Raw genomic sequence first — 19754 nt, 5'->3', positions numbered from 1 at the left:
GATCGTAATGGCTGTTATTGGGGAAATTCGCTCATATAATCGCCGCCACTATGATGATTCGGAAGGATTCGATGGCAAAGTTGCTGGTGGCCGTATTCGGGCTGCTCTGTTCCTGTCTGGTGTTGGCAGGATCGGCGCCTCAGGCTACCCCACTCAAGCCCGGTATGGAGCCGCTACTCAGCTGGTTCAACGGGGCCTTTACGAGCCGGGAGCAGGCCAGTTACGACAGCCGCTTTACCAGTGCCGAGCTGCGCCTGATGGAGATCTGGCCCGGCTATCAGGGCTATCGCTGGGTCTATGCCGAGCAGTACCTGAGTCTGCGCTCCGTCCGTCCTTTCCGCCAGCGCATCTATCGCTTCTCCCCCGCCCCTGACGGGCGGATCCTGATGGCAGAGCTGACCATGCCCCGTGCCACCGATTTTGCCGGAGCCTGGCATGATCCCGCCCTGCTCGACAGTCTGACCCCGCAGCAGCTCTCCTTGCGCCACGGTTGCGAGATCTGGCTGACCCGCACTCCCTCCGGCGAATATGCCGGTCATACCCGGGTGGGCCACTGCTCCACCGATTTTGGTGGTGCCACGACGCTGGTGCAGCATATCTGGATTGGCCCCGACAGCGTCAGACTGCTGGATCGCGCCTATGACAACGCAGGGAGCCCGCGCTGGGGTAGCCCGGGTGAGGGGTATGTCTATTTGCGCCGTTCCAAAGGGTTTGGCCAGTAGGGGCGAGTGCGTCTGGCTGCGGGAACATGAAGGATGTAAAGACAGGGATCGTAAAAAAGGCGCCCGATGGGCGCCTTTTTCAGAATTCTTCAGAAGTAAAATTACTTCTTGGTGGTCATCGCACCGAAACGCTTGTTGAACTTGTCTACGCGGCCGCCGCTAGAAACTTCTTTCTGCTTGCCGGTGTAGAACGGGTGGCACTCGGAGCACACGTCCAGGTTCAGATCTTTACCGATGGTAGAGAAAGTGTTGATGACGTTACCGCAAGAGCACTTGGCGGTGATGGCTACGTAGTCAGGATGGATACCAGCTTTCATGGACAACCTCAATTAATAGGCCGTGTCGCCATCCGATCTCTTGTCGGACACCACACGATTGTTGAACACAGTTTCAAAGGCTGCGAATAATATAGGAAATGCCTGAGATCAGGCAAGTGGCTTCGCAGAAAAAATAGGCAACCCCTGGTGAATTCTTCCCAAACGCTGGATCTGGTTCGTGTCGCTGTCCCGGTACCGTTACGCCGTCACTTCGACTATCTCTCTCCCCTGCCGTTACCTGCCCCCGGTTGCCGGGTCGAGATCCCTTTCGGTCCCCAGACCCTGGTCGGGCTGGTGGTGGATCATCCGGCTGACAGCCAGGTGCCCCGCAACAAGCTCAAGCCCATCAAACGGGTATTGGACACGGCTCCGGTGCTGGGGCCGGATATTCTGGCGCTGATGAACTGGAGCGCCAGCTACTACCAGCATCCGCTGGGGGAAGTGCTGCCTCACGCCCTGCCAGTGCTGGTGCGCAAGGGGGAGCCTGCCGCTTATCGTGAACTGGAGTTCTGGTTTGCCACCGAGGCAGGCATGGCCATCGACCTTAACGAGCTCAAGCGGGCGGCCAAGCAGCAGCAAGCGCTCGCCCTGCTGCGCAAAGGGTCGCAGACCCCCTCCGCCCTCAAGCAGGAGGAGATCCAGAGCGCCGCTCTCACCGCGCTGGAGAAGAAGGGGCTGCTGGAGAAGCGCTCGCTGGAGCCAAGCCATGACGGCGAGTGGGCTACCCGTTTCGAGCCGGGGGAGGGGCTGCGCCTCAACGGCGAACAGGCACTGGCCGTCTCCGCCGTTACCAGCCAGAGCGACAAGTTCGGTGCCTTCCTGCTCGATGGCATCACAGGTTCCGGCAAGACCGAGGTCTACCTGAGCATCCTCGAGCCGTTGCTCAAGGCGGGCAAGCAGGCGCTGGTGATGGTGCCGGAGATCGGCCTCACCCCACAGACCATCAACCGCTTCCGTCGCCGCTTCAACGTGCCTGTGGTGGCGATGAACTCCGCCATGAACGACAGGGAGCGGCTCGATGCCTGGCTCGCCTGTCGAGACGGCGCCGCCGCCATCCTGATCGGCACTCGCTCTGCGGTGTTCACCCCGTTTCACAACCTCGGCATCATTATCATCGACGAGGAGCACGACGGCTCCTTCAAGCAGCAGGACGGTTTTCGCTACCACGCGCGGGATCTGGCGGTGATGCGGGCCCATCGTGCCGGTATTCCCATTTTGCTTGGCTCGGCTACCCCGTCGCTGGAGACATTGCACAACGCCCGCACCGGCAAGTATCACCATCTCACCCTGACTCGCCGTGCCGGCAATGCCCAGACCGCCCGTCAGGTGATCCTGGATATCAAGAACGTGCGGCTGCAGGCCGGGCTCTCTCCCCAGCTGGAGCAGCTGATGGCAGAGCATCTGGCGGCGGGCAATCAGGTGATGCTGTTTCTCAACCGCCGTGGCTATGCCCCGGCTCTGATCTGCCACCAGTGCGGCTGGAGCGCCGCCTGTGAGCGCTGTGATGCCTGGTACACCTGGCATCAGGCCGGGCGACGGCTGCACTGCCACCACTGTGACAGCGTGCGCCCGTTGCCCCACCACTGCCCCGAGTGTGGCAGCAACGAACTGATCGGATCGGGAGTCGGCACCGAGCAGCTGGAACAGCTGCTCACCACGGTTTTCCCGCAATATCCGGTAGTACGCATCGATCGGGACAACACCCGCCGCAAGGGGGAGCTGGAGACCCATCTCGGCGACATCAAGGCGGGCAAGTACAAGATCCTGATCGGCACCCAGATGCTGGCCAAGGGCCACCACTTCCCGGATGTGACCTTGGTGGGTCTGCTGGATGTGGATGGCGCCCTGTTCAGCGCCGATTTTCGCGCCGCCGAGAAACTGGCCCAGCTCTACACCCAGGTGGCGGGCCGCGCCGGTCGCGCCAGCAAACCCGGGCTGGTAGTGCTGCAGAGCCACCATCCCGAGCACGCCCTGCTGCAGGATCTGACCCAGAATGGCTACGGCCACTTCGCCGATACGGCGCTGAAAGAGCGCCGCCTGCTGGGGCTGCCGCCGTTCAGCTATCAGGGGCTGTTTCGGGCCGAGGCCAACGGCCGTGACGAGGTGCAACTGTTCCTCTCTCGCCTCGCCGATACTCTGCGCAGCGCCCGCTATCCCCACGTTCAGGTGCTGGGGCCCATCAGCGGCTTTATGGAGCGCAAGGCGGGCAAGTTCCGCATGCAGTTGCTGGTGCAGGGGCCGAACCGGGCACCGCTGGCCCAACTGCTGGATTGGGCGGTGAAGGAGCTGGAAGGCTGGCCGGAAACCAAAAAGGTGCGCTGGAGTCTGGATATCGACCCCACCGAGCTGAGTTGATGGTGGCACCGGAGCCGGTCGCTGGCAGTTATCGTCAGCGACCGATGGGTGATTGCATTTCAAGGCTCAGACCCGCAGATCGATCTGCTGCACCCAGCCTCCTTTACCCTGTTCGGTGAGATAGAGGCCGGATTGGCGCAGCACCCCCTGATTGCCGCTCTCCCCCAGATGGTTGAAGGGGGTGTCGAGGGGGCGCAGCAGGATGGCGCCGATCCCCAGTTCGACCAGTGCGATAGGTGCGTGCTCCGGATGCCAGAACTGCAGGGCTGAAAACTGGCTATCCCCCTCATCCAGCACCCCGTTGCCATCCTCATCCAGGGTGGCCAACTCGCCGAAGCCATTGCCGGAGTGAGCACCAAACAGCTCGCCCCCATCGTCTATGGTGCCGTTGCCATTGCGATCCAGCGCCACAAAGCCGCTCCCTTCACTCAAGCCCGGCAGGCTATCCTCTTTGCCATCCTGATCTATATCGAAAGTGACCCGAGCCTCGGTCAGATCGGCAATCTTGCCATCCAGACTGAGCACCAGCGGATCCTTGAGGGCATTGAGGGTGGTGCGCCGCTGGCTCACCTCCAGCTGGCGCCAGTCGAGCACAAAGCCGAGATCGAGCTGAATAGTCTGACCATCCCGAGTCGCTACGCTGGCCGATGCCACCACGTTGAGCTGCTCCTGTTGCAGCAGGCTGTCGGTTACTTCCACCAGTTGATCCGGCTCGGCGGCTTGAGCCGCGGCGTCTCCTTGGGTCACCCCTTCGCCCCCCTCTTCGGTGGGCTTGATCGGCTTGGGCAGCTCGATTTCGTGGCCCAGCATCGCCTCGATCATCAGCTTGATCAGCCGCTGGCGGTTATCCAGCCCATCGTCGGGAATACCATCCTGCTCTTTGCCGACGTCCGCTGCGGGCGGGGCGGGAGGTGTTGCCGCTTGCTGGTTGGCGGCGGATTGCCTTGCGGTTTGCAGCGTCAGGGCGCTGGTGAGGGTCAGGGTGCTGTTGCGTTCGCCGGCCACTGCCGTGTTGTTGCCCTCCGGTGGATTAACGACGGGTGGCACGGGCCCGAGGTTGCGCACCTTGCGGCTCTGGGTCTGTTGTTGCCGGTATTGCACCTCCCCCCGGAGGTCGTAGTGATCGATGCGCATACGTTCGCCCTCGGTGCTATACATCTGGTCAGTTATCGACCAGTCAATGAGCAGGGCTTAACACCAAATCGGACTAATCAGAGAGGTGGTTAGTACTAGGTTGCAAGGTGGTGGCGTGGCAGGATGGCAAGAGACTGGATGGTGGCGCTGTAGTTGAACATTTTCAGGTAACGCGGCGCACTCTGGCTGACAAGCGGCATCGGTAAGGATAGGGAGAATTGCATGAGAAATTGTCTGGTGATGGACGTGGCGGGCTATGGTGGATTCCTGTCTGGCGCCCCTTGCATCAATGATGTTGAGGGCTGCACGCATGCGTAACTGTCTGGTGATGGGTGCGGCAGGATATATCGGTTCCTATCTGGTCCCTCACCTGCAAACGCTGGGCTACAGGGTGATTGCCGGGGCGCGACGTCCCTGCCGCTTGCCTGAGGGAGTCGAGTTTCGCCTCGCCGACAGCCTCAAGCCGATCTCCTTGCTGCCTGCGCTGGCGGGCATAGATACCGTCTTCTATCTGGTGCATGCCATGGGGGCGGGGGCAGATTTTCACCGATTGGAGCAGCAGGGGGTAAAGAACTTCGCTGCCGCCGCCCGTGCTGCCGGGGTGCGCCGTATCATCTATCTCGGGGCAATCCAGCCCGAGCAGTGCAACAGTCGCCATCTCAACTCCCGCCGCCATTGCGGCGAGCTGTTTCGTGACTCCGGTGTGCCGACGGTGGAGCTGCGCGCCGGCATCATCATCGGGCCAGGGTCAGCGGCGTTCGAGGTGATGCGGGATCTGGTGTTCAACCTGCCGATGATGGTGACGCCCAAATGGGTGCGCTCGCGCACGCCGCCGATTGCGCTGTCCAACCTGCTTCACTATCTGGGTGGGCTGGTGGAAGCCGACGAGGTGGATGGGCGCATCTTCAATGCGGTCGGCCCCGAGCTGCTCAGCTATCAGCAGCAGTTGCAGAAGTTCGCTGCCCATATCGGCAAGCGCTGCCCCATCATTCCCATCCCGTTTCTGAGTCCGCGCCTCTCCGCCTGGTGGCTGCAGTTTGTCACCTCTGTGCCGCAGCCGGTGGCCAAGGCGCTGGTGGGCGGTCTCAAGCACGATATTCCGGCCGACGATGGCCCGCTGCGTGCCCTGCTGCCGCAGACCCTGCTCAGCTTCGACGAGGCGCTGGCGGAGAGTCTGGCGCTGGAGCAGAAGCTGGGTGCGGAGCAGCAGGGGCAGGAGACGCCGCTCGGCCTGCGCTGGCGCCATCCCGAATATGGTTTCTATGACCGTACCGCCAGCGGCGAGGCCATCTGCCTCGCCTCTCCCGAGGTGGTGTGGCAGGTGTTGCAGCAGCTGGGGGGTGAGCAGCGCTACTTCTACATGAACCAGCTGTGGGTGGTGCGCGAATGGATGGATCATCTGAGCGGTGGCCCGGCCCGCACCCGTGGCCGCACCAATCCCGATCGCTTCGTGAAGGGGGATATGCTCGACTCCTGGCAGATCCTCGGGGTGGATGAGGGGCGCAGGCTCGATCTCTTGTTCAACATGAAGGCCCCGGGCGTCGGGCGGCTGGAGTTCAACATCCTGCCGGAGGAGTCCGGGTTGACCCGCATCCGGGTCACCGCTCACTGGCACCCGCAGGGCGCCTGGGGGTTGGCCTACTGGCTCGCCATGCTGCCGTTCCACCTCTTCATTTTTCAGGGGATGACAGAAGCCATCGCCCGTCAGGCCGAAGCGAGGGCAGGTATCCCGGTGATGGATTAACCCCTCTTCACACCATTCCCGCTGATAGAGTGCCCCGTTCGGGGCATTTTTTATGCGGCGACCATGCCCGGTAATGGCAGATAGTGGTAGGCGTCTCATGGCAAAGGCTGGCATCATGCCGCGGTCTTGTTTACCGCGGATAGATAATCAGTCAGAAAAAGAAGGGATTATGAAGAAAAAACCGTCAATTTTGGGGGGCGCCTGCATCATTGCCAGCGTCTGCGTGGGAGCCGGCATGCTCGGTCTGCCGAGTTCGGGGGCGGGGGCCTGGACCCTCTGGTCGGTGCTGGCGCTGACCGTCACCATGGTGATGATGACCCTCTCCGGCTGGATGTTGCTGGAATCCTTCCAGCACCACGATATGCGGGTCTCCTTCAATACCGTGACTCGCGAGCTGCTGGGGGAGAAGCTCAATCTCCTCAACAACCTCTCGGTCTACTTTGTTGGCGGCATTCTGCTCTACGCCTATATCACCTCCTCCGGTGCCATCCTGCAGGGGATACTGGGGATCGACAGCAAGCTCGCGTCCGTGCTGTTCGTGGCGCTCTTCTCTGCGGTGGTGTGGCACTCGACTCGCGCCGTTGACCGCATCTCTGTGGTGCTGATCGCCTTTATGATCCTCAGTTTCGCCCTCGGTGTGGCCGGGCTGCTCGGCAGTATCAAGCTGCCGACCCTGCTCGATCTGGCGGGCAGCGAGAGTCGCTACGCCCCCTATGCCATGGCAATGCTGCCGGTGGCGCTCACCTCGTTTGGCTATCACCACTCTGTTGCCTCCCTGCGTGCCTATTACCAGAACGAGCAGCAGGCCAGATGGGCCATTCTGGGGGGAACCCTGATCGCGCTGGCGCTCTACGTGCTCTGGCTGCTGGGGATCTTCGGCAACCTGCCCCGTCAGGATTTTGCCCCTGTGATTGCCAAAGGGGGAGACGTGAGTGTGCTGCTCTCCGCGCTTTCAGGGGTGATCGAATCGGAGAAGGTGGCCAGCGCCATCAACGGCTTCTCCATGGCGGCCATTCTCTCCTCCTTTATCGGGGTGGGGCTCGGGGTGTTCGACTATCTGGCTGATCTGTTCAAGTTCGACAACAGCCGCGTCGGTCGCAGCAAGACCTGGGCGGTCACCTTCCTGCCGCCGCTGGTGCTCTCCCTGCTCTTCCCGTTCGGCTTCCTGCTGGCCATCGGCTATGCCGGTGCCGCCGCCACCATCTGGACCTGCATCATCCCGGCATTGCTGGTGCTGCGCACCCGGGCGCGGGCCGAGCGGGGCGAAGTGACCCCCCACTTCGTCACCCCCGGCGGCAAGCTGATGGCCTGGCTGCTGATCCTGTTCGGATTGGCGACCGCGCTGTTCCACTTCCTGTCGATGGCAAATCTGTTGCCGGTCTATCTGGGCAACTGAGTCAGGTCTACAGCACTGACAGAAAGGGCGGCAAGGCCAATTTGCCGCCCTTTTTGCTCCATTTTTATCCCACGCGGCAGAATCTATAACTAAAGTGGTAGGTGTGGGTGGGGTAAGGTGCTGAAATAACTGGTCTGATCTGGCTAGCGGCAGCATGATCTGCTGGGCATGCCCACCGCTTTCTTTTATGATCCCCGCCCTTCTGTGTGCCCCCTGTCGGCACCTCATTTGCACCAACCACATCGGGGTCCCCCATGTCCGATCTGCGTCAAGAAGCACTCGATTACCACGCCCTGCCCGTACCGGGCAAAATTGCCATCGCCCTGACCAAGCCTGCCGAAACCGCCCGTGATCTGGCGCTGGCCTACAGCCCGGGTGTTGCCGAGCCGGTGCGCGAGATCGCCGCCAACCCGGCCGATGCCTATCGCTATACCGGCAAGGGCAATCTGGTGGCCGTCATCTCCAACGGCACCGCCATTCTGGGTCTGGGTAATCTGGGGCCGCTGGCCTCCAAGCCGGTGATGGAGGGCAAGGCCCTGCTGTTCAAGCGCTTTGCCGGCATCGACGCCATCGACATCGAGGTGAAGCACGAGACCAGCCAGCAGTTCATCGACACGGTGGCGGCCATCGCCGATACCTTCGGTGGCATCAATCTGGAAGATATCAAGGCACCTGAGTGTTTCGAGATTGAAGAGGCGCTGATCGCACGCTGCGATATTCCGGTGTTCCATGATGACCAGCACGGTACCGCCATCGTCACCGCCGCCGGTCTGCTCAACGCGCTGGAAGTGCAAGGCAAGCAGATCAGTGACAGCCGCATTGTGTGCATGGGGGCTGGGGCTGCCGCCACCGCCTGCATGGATCTGCTGATCAAGTGTGGCGCCAGAGCGCACAACATCTTCATGCTGGATCGTCAGGGTGTTATCCACACCGGCCGCAGCGATCTCAACAAGTACAAGCAGCGCTTCGCCAACGAGACCCCGCTGCGCACCCTGATGGATGTCATCGAAGGGGCGGATGTGTTTGTCGGTGTTTCCGGCCCAGACGTGTTGCCCGCCGAAGCGGTCGCCCTGATGGCGCCCAATCCGGTGATCTTCGCCTGCTCCAACCCGGATCCGGAGATCAAGCCGGCGCTGGCCCACGGGGTGCGCAGCGACCTCATCATGGGTACCGGTCGCTCCGATTACCCGAACCAGATTAACAACGTGCTCTGTTTCCCCTTCATCTTCCGCGGTGCCCTCGATGCCCGTGCCAGCCGCATCAACGATGCCATGAAGATTGCCGCGGTCGAGGCGATCCGTGCGCTGGCCAAGGAGCCGGTGCCGGCCGAGGTACTGACCGCCGCCGGGGTGAGCGAGCTCGCCTTCGGCAAGGATTACGTTATTCCCAAGCCGATGGATGCCCGTCTGCTGCCGCGCGTAGCCCGCGCCGTGGCGCTGGCGGCGGTGGCCTCCGGCGTCGCCCGCATCGAGCTGGCTGCGGACTACATGCTGTAATCCGGCGTTGCAAACGGCCCCATATCGGGGCCGTTTTTATCTCTGCTTCTGGCGACAGACAGAGACGCCATACGGGTGACAGGTTGGGGGAGATGGGGGCAAATCGGGTTCAAAGGTGGTCAAACAGCGCTCTCCTCTGACACAATATTGCCACTATGACGCTAACGAGAATCAAGATGCAGCAGCCTGTCAGCGGCCGTTTGGCCCACGCCCTCTCCTTCTTGCGCCATGATGGTCGCCACTTTGCCCAGTTTGTCTGGGGCCGTTTCCAGCAGGACAGATTGACGGTTACCGCCGGCTATCTGGCCTATGTCACCCTGCTTTCGCTGGTGCCGATGATTGCCGTGGTCTTTGGCATGATGTCCGCCTTCCCGGTGTTCCAGAGCCTCAAGCAGGCGATGGAGCAGTTCGTCTACCACAACTTCGTACCGACGGCGGGAGAGGTGCTCAAGGAGTACATCGATGGCTTCGTCGCCAATGCTACCAACACCACTGCGGTGGGGATCGGGGCGCTGGTGGTGGTGGCGCTGATGCTGATCTCCGCCATCGACAAGAACCTCAACTACATCTGGCGTTCGACCCAGGGCCGCCCGCTGGCGCAGGCCTTTGCCATGTACTGGATGATCCTGACCCTGGGGCCCGTGCTTATCGGGGCCAGTATCGCCATCTCCTCCTACATCTTCTCGCTGCGGCTGTTTGGCGCCGAGAGCCTGTTTGGCATCGGCTATCTGCTGCTGCGCGGCTTGCCGTTCCTCTTCTCGGTGCTCACCTTCCTGCTGGTCTATACCGTGGTACCGAACTGCAAGGTGCGGCTGGCACACGCCTTTATCGGCGCGCTGGTGGCGGCGACCCTGTTCGAGCTGGCCAAGCGCGGCTTTGCCATCTACATCACCAGCTTCCCCTCCTATCAGGCCATCTACGGCGCGCTGGCCACCATCCCGATCCTGTTTGTCTGGGTCTATTTGAGTTGGCTGGTGGTATTGCTTGGTGCTGAAACCACGGCCTGCCTCGGTGAATACGAGAAGCCAGCCAGTGAAGAGCTGGGCTAAGCCATCGTCTTGCCCACCGGTTTATTGGTAGCATCGACGACCGCCCCCGCGAGGGGGCGGTCGTTCTGTTTTCAAAGGAGAGGGATGTGATTGCATTGATTCAGCGGGTCAGCGAGGCCAGCGTGACTGTCGAGGGGGAGGTGACCGGCGCCATCGGTCAGGGATTGCTGGTACTGCTCGGGGTAGAGCAGGGGGATGACGAGGCCAAGGCCGACAAGCTGCTGCACAAGGTGAGCGGCTATCGGGTCTTCAGTGACGAGAACGGCAAGATGAACCTCAATGTCAGCCAGATCGGTGGCAGCCTGCTGGTGGTCTCCCAGTTTACCCTGGCGGCCGATACCAAGAGCGGGATGCGCCCCAGCTTCTCCTGCGGTGCCCACCCGAGCGAGGCCGAACGCCTCTATGACTACTTCGTGGCGAAGGCTGCTGCCAGCGGCATCCCGACCGCAACCGGGCGTTTTGCCGCCGACATGAAGGTGGCGCTGGTCAACGACGGCCCGGTTACCTTCTGGCTACAGGTCTGAGGATGCCTGATCCCGCGGTATGACGTGGACGATCACGTTGATGAGCCCTGCGACCGGATAGGGGGTGGCCGGGCCAATCCACTGTTCTATCAGTGTCAGGGCGTGGGTTAGCTCAAGTGCGGTGCGCGGCAACAGGTTGATGACCAGAGTGCCGCAGAGGCGGGGAGCCAGCGCCCGGTAGAGCCGCTCCTGAAACAGCAGCAGCGGGTTGCCATCCTGACTGAAGAGATCGAGCAGGATGAGGTCGTACTGCTGCTCGCTCTGCTCCAGAAAGGCGAGGGCATCGGCCTGATGGAGTGCCGGAGCAGCGCGTTCATCGCTCTCCTGATGCTGGAAAAACTGCTGATAAACGGTCAGCACCTCTTCGTCGAGGTCGACGCACTCGTGGCGTGCATCGGGCCAGCGCTGACTCAGGTGGCGGGTGAGATCGCCGCCACCCAGACCCAGTTCGAGGATCTGCTCAGCCCGCTCCGGCAGCAGGCAGGCGATGACCCGTTGATGGGGCAGACAGAGGGTCGCGGGGTCGGCGAGCGACATGGCGGATTGCACCACGCCGTCTATCTCCAGCCAGCGGTGCTGGTCATTTTCCTGTACCGTGAGGCGGCGCTGGGGTTTGACGCTGAGGTGCAACAAGAGATCGGCTTGGTACGCTTGCAGATTGAAGTCCATGAATTTGCACGGCAAGATGGTTTCCGACCAGTGTAACTCAAGGATGAAACTATGTACCGGGTAGTCACCCCTCAGACAGTCGCCGAGCTGGATGCCTACTACCAGTTGCGCTGGGAACTTCTGCGTAAGCCCTTCAATCTGCCCGTCGGTTCCGAGCGGGACGAGTACGATACGGTCGCCATTCACCGGCTGATGCTGGCACCCGATGGCACTCCCATCGCGGTAGGCCGCCTCTTTATCGGCGGTGACGAGGCGCAGATCCGCTTTATGGCGCTGCGGCCCGAATATCGCGGCCAGGGGCTGGGTGCCCAAATGGTGGAAGATCTCGAGCAGTTGGCCCGCAGCGAGAAGGTGAAACGGCTGGTGATGAACGCCCGTCAGGAAGCGGTGGAGTTCTATCGCAAGTGCGGCTTTCTCGAAGTGGGGGGCGGCCCCGTCTCCTTTGGTCGGATTCCCCATCGCCAGATGATCAAATCCCTGAGCCCGTTGCAGACTATCCAGTACCGGCCGGAGTGGTGTCAGGATCTCACCACCCGCTGGTCGCGCGGGGTACCCATCAGCGAGAAGATGGGGATGCACATCAGCCACTACGATGGCCAGACTTTCCACCTCAAGGCCAATCTGGCGGCCAACTTCAACGTGCATGGCAGCATGTTTGCCGGCAGTGTCTACAGCCAGTGCGTGCTGGCGGGCTGGGGGCTGATCTGGCTGCAGCTTAAAGAGGAGGGGCTGGTGGGCGAGCCGGTGCTGGCCGAGAGCACCATCAAATATCATGGCCCGGTCGATGAGGAGCCCGAGGCGCGAGTGGCCCGCGAGGGGATGCCCGCCGTGCTGCAGCCGCTCAAACGGGGCGAGCCTGCCACCTTCAGCCTCAAGATCCAGATGTTCAGCGGCAGCAAGCTGGCGGCGGAGTTCTGCGGTCACTACGTGGTGCAGCCGCCCCGCCGCCCGGGCCAGTAACCGCGTCGTTTCCCCATCAAACAACAAGGCCTCATCATGAGGCCTTGTCTGTTTTTACCCTTGCTGGCTGTCGCTTGTCTGCCCGGCTTGGGTCTGCACTTGGGCCTGGTTTTGGGCTTTCGGTGCGGGAGCCGGTCGCCAGAGCGGGGCGCTGTTGCCTTGCGGCGGATAGCGTACTCCCACTTCCCAGCCGCAGGCGTCCTGCTTCTGCGGGAAGCTCCAGGCCAGTGTGGGTTCCGTCAGCGGCCCGCGCCACTGGCCGAGCAGCTCGGCGCAGCGGTTGCCATTGAGCACTCCCAGATCGAGCTGCCACTGTTCGTTGACCAGATCGATCCCCCCTTGCAGCGCCAGCAGATGGGTGATGGTGGAGGCGCCAGCCTGCTCGACTTGTAGTTGCCCCTTGTCGATCTTGCCCAGCAGCTTGATGCGGTAGAAGGGGGTGTCACCCTCCTGCATCGCCTGCCACAGCTGATCCGGCGTCAGGGTGGGCGGGGTCGCCCCCTTGAACCACTCATCCAGCAGCGGATCTATCTTTACCTTGTCCCAGAACGGCTCGTCGGCATCGAGGGCAAAGCTCCCCTGCAGGGTCTGGCGCCACTCGCCTGCCGTTTTGCCATGTTCGGCTTGCAGATCGGCGCTCACGTCCGCCTTGCCTGCGAACGAGACAGGGGAGTGGAATATCTTGCCCCATTGCTGCAGATCCAGCTTGGTCGCCTGCAGTTGGAGGCGGCTGCTCTGGCCTGGTTCGCGGCCCCACTGGCCGCTCATGCTGAGGCTGCCCTCATCCGGCAGCGAGCTGGTGAGCTTGCCCAGTTGCCAGGAGCTGGGGGTCAGCTCCCCATCCAGCTCGCCGTTGCGGGCGCTGAGGCCATCCCACACCAGCTCGAACCACTTGCTCTCGATACGGGCACGGCCGAGCAGCGGGCCGGGTTGGTTATCGCGCAGGGCGAGATCGCTCAGATAGAGCTGCCAGCCGGTCAGCGACAGAGGGATGGAATCGTCGAAGGAGAGCACCTTGAGCTTGTCGAACGCCAGCTTGCGGATATCGACCTGCTGCGGGCGCCAGCTCTGCCAATCCTGCCACCACCCTTGCGGCAGGCTGATATCCATGCCGCTCAGCGCCACGTCTTTCAGGGTCAGCTTCTGCTGCTGGGTATCGAGGGAGAGCTCGACATTGAACGCCCCTTCATAGGCCTTGCCCTGCAGTTCGCCGTCGATCTGCTGGGGCGAGAAGGCGAGCTTGCCCTTGATCTCCTCCAGCTGGAACAGACCACGGCCCATGTCGCCCAGGGTGCCGCTCAGATAGCCGGTGGGCTGGTTGCCCGCCTGCCAGTTGAAGGCGGTGAGCTGGCCGCTGAAGTTGTTGAAGGAGAGCTCCTGATTGATGTCGTTGAGGCTGACGCCGTCCAGCTGACCGCGATCCAGCGACACTCTTTGCAACGGGAAGCGCTGCGGAAAGCCTTGCTGTGTCAGGTCACCCAGCTCTACCCGCATGCCGCGCGCCTTGAGATCGTGCAGTTGCAGGGTGCGGGCGGGCCAGTCCAGGACCATGCCGGTCTCCAGCAGACCGTCGAACAGGTTGGTCACCAGCTTGTCGCTGCGCAGCACTTCCCCCTCCAGCCGTCCTTGCAGGTTGAGACGGGCGAAGGTTAATTGCGGGGTCTCCAGCTGGCCGATATTGAGGCTCAGGTTGGCCTGTGGCTGCCGTTTCGGATCGATCAGCTCCCAGTCGCTCAGGGTGGCGTTGAGACCGCGCAGGGTCAGCTCGGGGCTCTCCAGACTGAGGCGATCGATAGTGCTGTCACTGATGGTGAGGGAGTGCACCGGCAGGCTCGGTAGCAGATTGGATAACGATTGAGGCAGCGGCAGCTTGATGGCGGGACGAATGAGATCGAGATGGGCGATGCGCACGTCGCGGCTCAGCCAGTCGATGCTCTCGATCTCCAGATAGATCTTGTCGAGGGAGACTGCATCGCCGTAGCGTACCTGCTCTGCCAGCAGGGTGTAAGGGTGGAGCGGGTTGAACACCAGTCGCCCTATGGTGACCGGCACGCCGGTCTGCTGGCTGATCCAGCTGGCGATGGGGCCTTTGGCGCGCTCGGCGTCGAACAGGCCGAGGGCAACCCAGACAAAGAGCAGCAGGAAGGCAAAGGTGTAGAGCAGGCCGCGTAGCCAGGAATTCATAAGTGCTTTCCTCCTGTATTATTGGTTGAGTGATCAGGCGTTGGCAGCGTGATTCCGCAGGTCAGGCATTGGAATAGTGATCCCGTAAGCCGAGCCAACGGCGAATCAAGGGTTCGACATGGCTTGGGTGCCTATCCATAAGGAAGCGCGCCATTTTTTGCACCTGCGGAATAAGCGGCTGATCCCGCACCAGATCGGCGATCTTGAGATCGGCCAGACCGGTCTGGCGAGTGCCGAGCAGTTCCCCCGGGCCGCGCAGTTCCAGATCGCGCTGGGCGATGAGGAAGCCGTCGTTGGTCTCCCGCAGCACCCCGAGTCGGCTCTGGGCCGTCTTGGACAAGGGGGCATGATAGAGCAGCACGCAGTGAGAGGCCACCGCCCCCCGGCCAACCCGACCGCGCAGCTGGTGCAACTGCGCCAGCCCGAGCCGTTCCGGGTTCTCGATGATCATCAGGCTGGCGTTGGGCACATCCACCCCCACCTCGATGACGGTGGTGGCGACCAGCAGCTGCAGTATGCCTGCCTTGAACTCCTCCATCACCCGCTGTTTCTCCACCGGCCGCATCCGGCCGTGTACCAGCCCGATATGCAGACCGGGCAACAGGTTCTGCAGCTCGGCGGCGGTATCCTCGGCGGCCTGGCACTCCAGCACCTCCGACTCCTCGATCAGGGTGCAGACCCAGTAGGCCTGCTTGCCCTCGGTGCAGGCGAGCTTGACCCGCTCGATCACATCGCCGCGACGGCTGTCGGGCAGCGCGACTGTGGTGATGGGGGTTCGGCCCGGCGGCAGCTCGTCGATGACCGAGGTGTCGAGATCGGCATAGGCGGTCATCGCCAGGGTGCGGGGGATGGGGGTGGCGGTCATGATGAGCTGATGGGGATGTACCCCTTCCCGCTCCCCTTTCTCGCGCAGGGCGAGGCGCTGATGCACCCCGAATCTGTGCTGTTCATCGATGATGACCAGCGCCAGACGCTGGAACACCACCTGCTCCTGAAAGATGGCGTGGGTGCCCACCACCATCTTGACGCTGCCATCGGCGATGGCGGCCAGCGACTCTTCCCGCGCCTTGCCTTTCTGCTTGCCCGCCAGCCAGCCGACTCCGATGCCGAGCGGCTCCAGCCACTTGGCGAAGTTGATGGCGTGCTGTTCCGCCAGCAGTTCGGTCGGCGCCATCAGGCCCACCTGACAGCCGTTGCCGATGGCCTGCAGGGCGGCCAGCGCTGCGACCAGCGTCTTGCCGGATCCCACATCCCCCTGCACCAGCCGCATCATGGGGTGGCTCTGTTGCAGATCCTTACTTATCTCGGCTACCACCCGGCTCTGGGCGCCGGTCGGCTTGAACGGCAGGGCGCCGAGCAGCTGTTCGACCAGCGCAGGCGCCGGTTTGAGGGCGCGGGCCAGCTGGGTTTGTGCCTGAGCGCGCACCTTCAAGACCGAGAGGTTGTGAGCCAGCAGCTCCTCCAGCACCAGCCGCTGCTGGGCCGGATGCTGGCCGCTTTCGAGCAGCGGCAGTGCCACCGAGGGGGGCGGACGGTGCAGCAGCTTCAGAGCAGCGGCCAGCTCAATCTGGTGGGGATAGAGGCCGGCGGGCAGCAGCTCCTCCACGCCGTAGAGGTCGAGCTGGGCCAGCGCCTGATCGGTGAGGCTGCGCAGGGTGAGCTGGCGCAGCCCTTCGGTCGTCGGGTAGACGGGGGTGAGCGCCTCTTCGGTCTGGCCGGCCTGCTCCTCGCCGAGCAGCTTGTACTCGGGATGGGCCATCTCTAGCCCGTATTTGCCGGGGCGCACCTCGCCAAAGCAGCGGATCAGGCGGCCCGCCGCCAGACTGTTTTTCTGGGCGGCGGTGAAGTTGAAGAAGCGCAGGGTGAGGGTGCCGGTACCGTCGCTGATGCGACAGACCATCATGCGGCGGCGCCCCATCACCAGTTGAGTGTCCTGGATTTCGCCCTCGACAGCGCCGTGCAGGCCGGGCGGCAGATCGCCGATGGGCCACACCTGGGTGCGGTCCTCGTAGCGCAGGGGAAGGTGGAACAGCAGATCCTGTACCGTGGCCAGCCCCAGCCGCTCGAGCTTCTCCAGCATCTTGCTGCCGACACCCTTGAGGCTATCGAGAGGAATTTTATCCAATTTCATCAATTAGATGCCCGAAAACACTGTAAATATGTCCAGATGATAGGGGTTGTTGAGGGGCCGATGCAAGCCGAGTTGCTGCTGGCTGGGCCGTCAAAGTGGGGGAAACGGCGGATACAACAAAGGCCTGCCGAAAACGGGAGGCCTTTGTGCGGCTGCCAACAGGCAAGGTGCGGGCGCATGGCGCCCGGAGTCAGATGATGCGTTTGAGCAGCAGGTGGGCCTTGACCCTGTGGATCCGTCCCAGCAGCTTGCGCACCTGTTCCGGGTAGTCCTGAATCTGCTCAACCTGATCAAAGTGGCTGATCCGCTTGGTGTTGGTCAGGATGTTCTCCCGCTCCGCGTTGAACTGGGGACGCAGCAGGTGGCGACGATCGTGCACCAGAAGGCCGTTCTCCAGATCCAGCGCCCAGGCGCGGGGGTTGAGGTTGTTGCCGGTGAGCAGGGCCCACTCGTCATCCACGAAGATCCCCTTGAGATGGTAGGAGTTGCGCTCGCAACACCAGAGCATCAGGTTGAGGCGACCGTCGTCGATGTGACGCTGGTTGCGCTCGGCGAACTTGCGCAGGTTGGTCTCGTAGAGATAGGGCAGGCCACCGATGGTGGAGAACTTCTCTTCCGGCGGAATGAAGAAGTCGTTGGCGGTCTTGTCGCCCACTACGATGGTGACTTTGCAACCGCGCTGCAGCAGATCCTCGATATCCTTGCTCAACTCCTTGGGCGGGTTGAAGTAAGGGGTGCAGATGAAGATCTCCCGCTCGGTGGCGCGCACCAGATTGCGGATCATCAGGTTGAGCTGATTGTTGCGCTTGCCCAGACCCACCATGGGGGTAACGGCCACCTCCTGGGTGTTGACCGGCATGGTGCTGAAGCGGTACTGGCTCTGGCGCAGGTTCTGCTTGAAGCGGCGGATTGGCCCCTTCAGCTGCTTGGCGCTGGGGATATCGCTGTGATCCAGTCGCTGCACCGCGTCGCTCTTCACGAACAGGTCATCCACATAGTTGACCATGCTGCGGGCCAGCTCCGGGCTGGTGATCTGGTGATAGCGATCGAAGCGGTAGCGATCCTGCTGGTGCAGGTAGATGTCGTTGAGGCTGGCACCGGAGTAGAGCACCACATCATCAAAGATGAAGCCCTTGAGGTGGAGCACGCCGAGCAGCTCGCGCCCCTTGACCGGCACGCCATAGATTTCGATCTGGTGCTCGTGTTCGGCAGCCATGGCCTGATACATCAGGTGGTTGCCGCCCTGCTTGCCCTTGCCGATCAGGCCGCGCTGGGCACGGTGGAAGTCGACGAACAGCTTGATGTCGAGGGCCGGATTGCGTTGCTTGGCGGCGTAGAGGGCGGAGAGGATCTCCCGGCCTGCTTCGTCATCCTGCAGATAGAGCGCGACCAGATAGATGCGCCGGGTGGCACTGGCGATAAGCGCAAGAATGCGGCGTTTGAAATCCTGGGCGCTGTAGAGCACTTCAAACTGATCCGCTGCGACGGCGATCTGGGGCAGGCGCGCCAGCAGTTGTCGATAATGGGCCGATGAATGCATAGATAAACCTGAAATCACGGGGTTAAGCGTTCCACTCGGAGCGATGAATAGGCGATTCTAGCAATCTAGCCCTCTCAGCCAAAGAAAGAATCATCAGAAAGATGAAAAAGGCCTCACGAGTGAGGCCTTTTTGTCAGCATTTCGCCCATGTCAGAGGAAGCTGTAGATGATCATCGCCATCACGCCGCCGGTGGTGCCGATGATGGTCTCCATCACGGTCCAGGTCTGCAGGGTCTGCTTCTCGGTCAGGCCGAGGTAGCGGTTCGCCAGCCAGAAACCGGAGTCGTTGACGTGGGAGAGCACGATGGCACCGCCGCCGATGGCGATGGTGACGGCAGCCAGCTGGGCACCGTTCAGACCGAGGGGCTCCAGCATCGGCAGCACCAGACCACAGGCGGTCAGCATGGCGACGGTGGCGGAGCCCTGAATCACCCGTACCGCAGCGGCCAGAATGAAGGCCAGCGCGACGATGGGCAGACCGGAATCGGCCAGCATGTTGCCAAGGGCAGCACCCACACCGGAATCAACCAGCACCTGCTTGAACACGCCACCGGCACCGGTAACCAGAATAATGACGCCAGCCGGCTGGATGGCGCTGTTGCAGACGCTCATCACCTCGTCGCGGGACATGCCACGGCGAATACCCAGCAGATAGAAGGCGGCCAGACAGGCGACCATGATGGCGGTGAAGGGGTGACCGATGAACTCCAGCCAGTTGTGCAGGGTGGAGCCCGCCTCGACGAAACGACCGACGATGGTCTTGAGGCCGATCAGCAGCAGCGGCAGACCGATGAGGCCCATGGCCAGCCCGAAAGAGGGCAGAGATTTGCTGTCATCGTGGACGCTGTTCTGGGCATCGGCAGGCAGCGGTACATCGACGATCTTGCTGATGAAGTCACCGAACAGCGGGCCAGCCAGGATCAGCGCCGGTACGGCGGCGATCAGGCCGAACAGGATCATGTAGCCGAAGTCGGCACCCAGCTGGGAAGCGACCAGGATCGGGCCCGGCGCCGGGATAAGGAAGGCCTGGCAAGTGGCGATACCGGCCAGCAGGGCGATACCGATTTTCACCACGCTGCCGCCGCCACGACGGACGATGGCGAAGGCGACGCCGATCAGCAGCACCACGGCCACGTCAAAGAAGAGCGGCAGGGCGCAGACAAAGCCGGTCAGGGCCATGGCCCAGTTGGCGCGCTTGACGCCGAACTTGCCGAGCAGAGTGTGGGCTACCCGGTCGAGGGCTCCGGTCACTTCCATCACCTTGCCGAACATGGCGCCCAGCGCCACCACTACCGCGACGAAACCGAGGGTGCCACCCATCCCTTTCTGGATGGTGTTGGCGATGTCGGCCGGGTTCATGCCAGCGGCGAGACCCGCCACCATGGAGACCAGGATCAGGGCTACCACGGCGTGGAGCCGGGCCTTCATCACCAGGAAGAGCAGCAGCACAATCGAGCCGGCGGCTGTCATGATCAGGGAGAGGTCAGACATTGTTATGCGTTCCTTTTTCCAAGTTCAGTCGTGACACCTTGC

16 protein-coding genes are annotated in these 19754 nt (G+C 62.4%); 8 read left to right on the top strand and 8 right to left on the bottom strand.

Annotated elements, in window-relative coordinates:
* Nucleotides 1-71 precede the first annotated feature (71 nt).
* Nucleotides 72-722, top strand: a complete 651-nt coding sequence (locus tag AB5Y71_RS16240) for a chromophore lyase CpcT/CpeT (protein WP_005340675.1) — start codon at nucleotides 72-74, stop codon at nucleotides 720-722.
* Nucleotides 723-823: 101 nt separating this feature from the next.
* Here AB5Y71_RS16240 and rpmE read toward each other — a convergent pair whose 3' ends face one another.
* The gene (gene rpmE, locus AB5Y71_RS16235; protein ID WP_005340673.1) at nucleotides 824-1039 is read right to left on the bottom strand and encodes a 50S ribosomal protein L31; all 216 of its coding nucleotides are present in this window, start codon (nucleotides 1037-1039) and stop codon (nucleotides 824-826) included.
* 147 nt (nucleotides 1040-1186) lie between these two features.
* Here rpmE and priA point away from each other — a divergent pair, with 147 nt between their 5' ends.
* The gene (priA, locus tag AB5Y71_RS16230; protein ID WP_368172007.1) at nucleotides 1187-3394 is read left to right on the top strand and encodes a primosomal protein N'; all 2208 of its coding nucleotides are present in this window, start codon (nucleotides 1187-1189) and stop codon (nucleotides 3392-3394) included.
* Between the two features lie 66 nt (nucleotides 3395-3460).
* Here the strand turns inward: priA and AB5Y71_RS16225 are convergent, their stop codons facing one another.
* Together AB5Y71_RS16225 and AB5Y71_RS16220 are read right to left on the bottom strand one after the other, a co-directional pair.
* Nucleotides 3461-4552, bottom strand: coding sequence for a hypothetical protein (locus tag AB5Y71_RS16225; RefSeq protein WP_279500541.1), 1092 nt, complete (start codon nucleotides 4550-4552; stop codon nucleotides 3461-3463).
* 71 nt (nucleotides 4553-4623) lie between these two features.
* Nucleotides 4624-4752 carry a hypothetical protein gene (locus tag AB5Y71_RS16220; RefSeq protein ID WP_279500543.1) on the bottom strand — a complete coding sequence of 43 codons (129 nt, stop codon included), beginning with the start codon at nucleotides 4750-4752 and terminating at the stop codon, nucleotides 4624-4626.
* A gap of 86 nt (nucleotides 4753-4838) precedes the next feature.
* Between AB5Y71_RS16220 and AB5Y71_RS16215 the strand changes: the two genes are divergently transcribed.
* The 5 genes from AB5Y71_RS16215 (at nucleotide 4839) to dtd (ending at nucleotide 10737) form a co-directional block, all read left to right on the top strand.
* Nucleotides 4839-6272 carry a DUF2867 domain-containing protein gene (locus AB5Y71_RS16215; RefSeq protein WP_368172006.1) on the top strand — a complete coding sequence of 478 codons (1434 nt, stop codon included), beginning with the start codon at nucleotides 4839-4841 and terminating at the stop codon, nucleotides 6270-6272.
* Nucleotides 6273-6441: 169 nt separating this feature from the next.
* A complete protein-coding gene (locus AB5Y71_RS16210) occupies nucleotides 6442-7668 on the top strand; it encodes an aromatic amino acid transporter (RefSeq protein WP_139442314.1) in 1227 nt (408 codons plus the stop codon).
* A 254-nt stretch (nucleotides 7669-7922) separates the two neighbouring features.
* Nucleotides 7923-9164 carry a malic enzyme-like NAD(P)-binding protein gene (locus AB5Y71_RS16205; protein ID WP_111900460.1) on the top strand — a complete coding sequence of 414 codons (1242 nt, stop codon included), beginning with the start codon at nucleotides 7923-7925 and terminating at the stop codon, nucleotides 9162-9164.
* A 176-nt stretch (nucleotides 9165-9340) separates the two neighbouring features.
* Nucleotides 9341-10213, top strand: coding sequence for a virulence factor BrkB family protein (locus AB5Y71_RS16200; RefSeq protein ID WP_041209731.1), 873 nt, complete (start codon nucleotides 9341-9343; stop codon nucleotides 10211-10213).
* Between the two features lie 86 nt (nucleotides 10214-10299).
* On the top strand, nucleotides 10300-10737 hold the full coding sequence (gene dtd, locus AB5Y71_RS16195; protein WP_033138812.1) for a D-aminoacyl-tRNA deacylase: 438 nt from the start codon (nucleotides 10300-10302) through the stop codon (nucleotides 10735-10737).
* Here dtd and AB5Y71_RS16190 read toward each other — a convergent pair.
* Complete coding sequence (locus AB5Y71_RS16190; RefSeq protein WP_236320571.1) at nucleotides 10726-11406, bottom strand: spermidine synthase; 681 nt, start codon at nucleotides 11404-11406, stop codon at nucleotides 10726-10728. The genes dtd and AB5Y71_RS16190 overlap by 12 nt on opposite strands.
* A gap of 51 nt (nucleotides 11407-11457) precedes the next feature.
* Between AB5Y71_RS16190 and AB5Y71_RS16185 the strand changes: the two genes are divergently transcribed.
* Nucleotides 11458-12366 (top strand): YiiD C-terminal domain-containing protein, encoded by a 909-nt coding sequence (locus tag AB5Y71_RS16185; protein WP_368172005.1) that lies wholly within the window; start codon nucleotides 11458-11460, stop codon nucleotides 12364-12366.
* Nucleotides 12367-12420: 54 nt separating this feature from the next.
* Here AB5Y71_RS16185 and AB5Y71_RS16180 read toward each other — a convergent pair whose 3' ends face one another.
* The 4 genes from AB5Y71_RS16180 to gntU form a co-directional block, all read right to left on the bottom strand.
* Nucleotides 12421-14550 carry an AsmA family protein gene (locus AB5Y71_RS16180; protein ID WP_159162704.1) on the bottom strand — a complete coding sequence of 710 codons (2130 nt, stop codon included), beginning with the start codon at nucleotides 14548-14550 and terminating at the stop codon, nucleotides 12421-12423.
* Between the two features lie 61 nt (nucleotides 14551-14611).
* Entirely contained in the window at nucleotides 14612-16681 is a 2070-nt protein-coding gene (gene recG, locus AB5Y71_RS16175; protein WP_270905947.1) for an ATP-dependent DNA helicase RecG, read from the bottom strand.
* A gap of 190 nt (nucleotides 16682-16871) precedes the next feature.
* The gene (gene pssA / locus AB5Y71_RS16170) at nucleotides 16872-18221 is read right to left on the bottom strand and encodes a CDP-diacylglycerol--serine O-phosphatidyltransferase (RefSeq protein WP_005342654.1); all 1350 of its coding nucleotides are present in this window, start codon (nucleotides 18219-18221) and stop codon (nucleotides 16872-16874) included.
* Between the two features lie 150 nt (nucleotides 18222-18371).
* Complete coding sequence (gene gntU, locus AB5Y71_RS16165) at nucleotides 18372-19712, bottom strand: gluconate transporter (RefSeq protein ID WP_005355418.1); 1341 nt, start codon at nucleotides 19710-19712, stop codon at nucleotides 18372-18374.
* Nucleotides 19713-19754 lie beyond the last annotated feature (42 nt).

This window comes from Aeromonas sp. R9-2 (assembly GCF_040908025.1).
Classification (GTDB): Bacteria; Pseudomonadota; Gammaproteobacteria; order Enterobacterales; family Aeromonadaceae; genus Aeromonas; species Aeromonas veronii.
The sequence above is the reverse complement of the archived record's forward strand: the minus strand, read 5'-3'. Positions and strand labels throughout refer to the sequence as shown.

What these genes read in the sequence shown, in the direction of transcription:
- recG (WP_270905947.1), bottom strand. Translation starts at nt 16,681, where the DNA reads ATGAAATTGGATAAAATTCCTCTCGATAGCCTCAAGGGTGTCGGCAGC.
- gntU (WP_005355418.1), bottom strand. Translation starts at nt 19,712, where the DNA reads ATGTCTGACCTCTCCCTGATCATGACAGCCGCCGGCTCGATTGTGCTG.
- AB5Y71_RS16210 (WP_139442314.1), top strand. Translation starts at nt 6,442, where the DNA reads ATGAAGAAAAAACCGTCAATTTTGGGGGGCGCCTGCATCATTGCCAGC.
- AB5Y71_RS16180 (WP_159162704.1), bottom strand. Translation starts at nt 14,550, where the DNA reads ATGAATTCCTGGCTACGCGGCCTGCTCTACACCTTTGCCTTCCTGCTG.
- AB5Y71_RS16190 (WP_236320571.1), bottom strand. Translation starts at nt 11,406, where the DNA reads ATGGACTTCAATCTGCAAGCGTACCAAGCCGATCTCTTGTTGCACCTC.
- AB5Y71_RS16205 (WP_111900460.1), top strand. Translation starts at nt 7,923, where the DNA reads ATGTCCGATCTGCGTCAAGAAGCACTCGATTACCACGCCCTGCCCGTA.
- AB5Y71_RS16225 (WP_279500541.1), bottom strand. Translation starts at nt 4,552, where the DNA reads ATGTATAGCACCGAGGGCGAACGTATGCGCATCGATCACTACGACCTC.
- rpmE (WP_005340673.1), bottom strand. Translation starts at nt 1,039, where the DNA reads ATGAAAGCTGGTATCCATCCTGACTACGTAGCCATCACCGCCAAGTGC.
- AB5Y71_RS16240 (WP_005340675.1), top strand. Translation starts at nt 72, where the DNA reads ATGGCAAAGTTGCTGGTGGCCGTATTCGGGCTGCTCTGTTCCTGTCTG.
- AB5Y71_RS16200 (WP_041209731.1), top strand. Translation starts at nt 9,341, where the DNA reads ATGCAGCAGCCTGTCAGCGGCCGTTTGGCCCACGCCCTCTCCTTCTTG.
- AB5Y71_RS16215 (WP_368172006.1), top strand. Translation starts at nt 4,839, where the DNA reads ATGCGTAACTGTCTGGTGATGGGTGCGGCAGGATATATCGGTTCCTAT.
- pssA (WP_005342654.1), bottom strand. Translation starts at nt 18,221, where the DNA reads ATGCATTCATCGGCCCATTATCGACAACTGCTGGCGCGCCTGCCCCAG.
- AB5Y71_RS16220 (WP_279500543.1), bottom strand. Translation starts at nt 4,752, where the DNA reads ATGCAATTCTCCCTATCCTTACCGATGCCGCTTGTCAGCCAGAGTGCG.
- AB5Y71_RS16185 (WP_368172005.1), top strand. Translation starts at nt 11,458, where the DNA reads ATGTACCGGGTAGTCACCCCTCAGACAGTCGCCGAGCTGGATGCCTAC.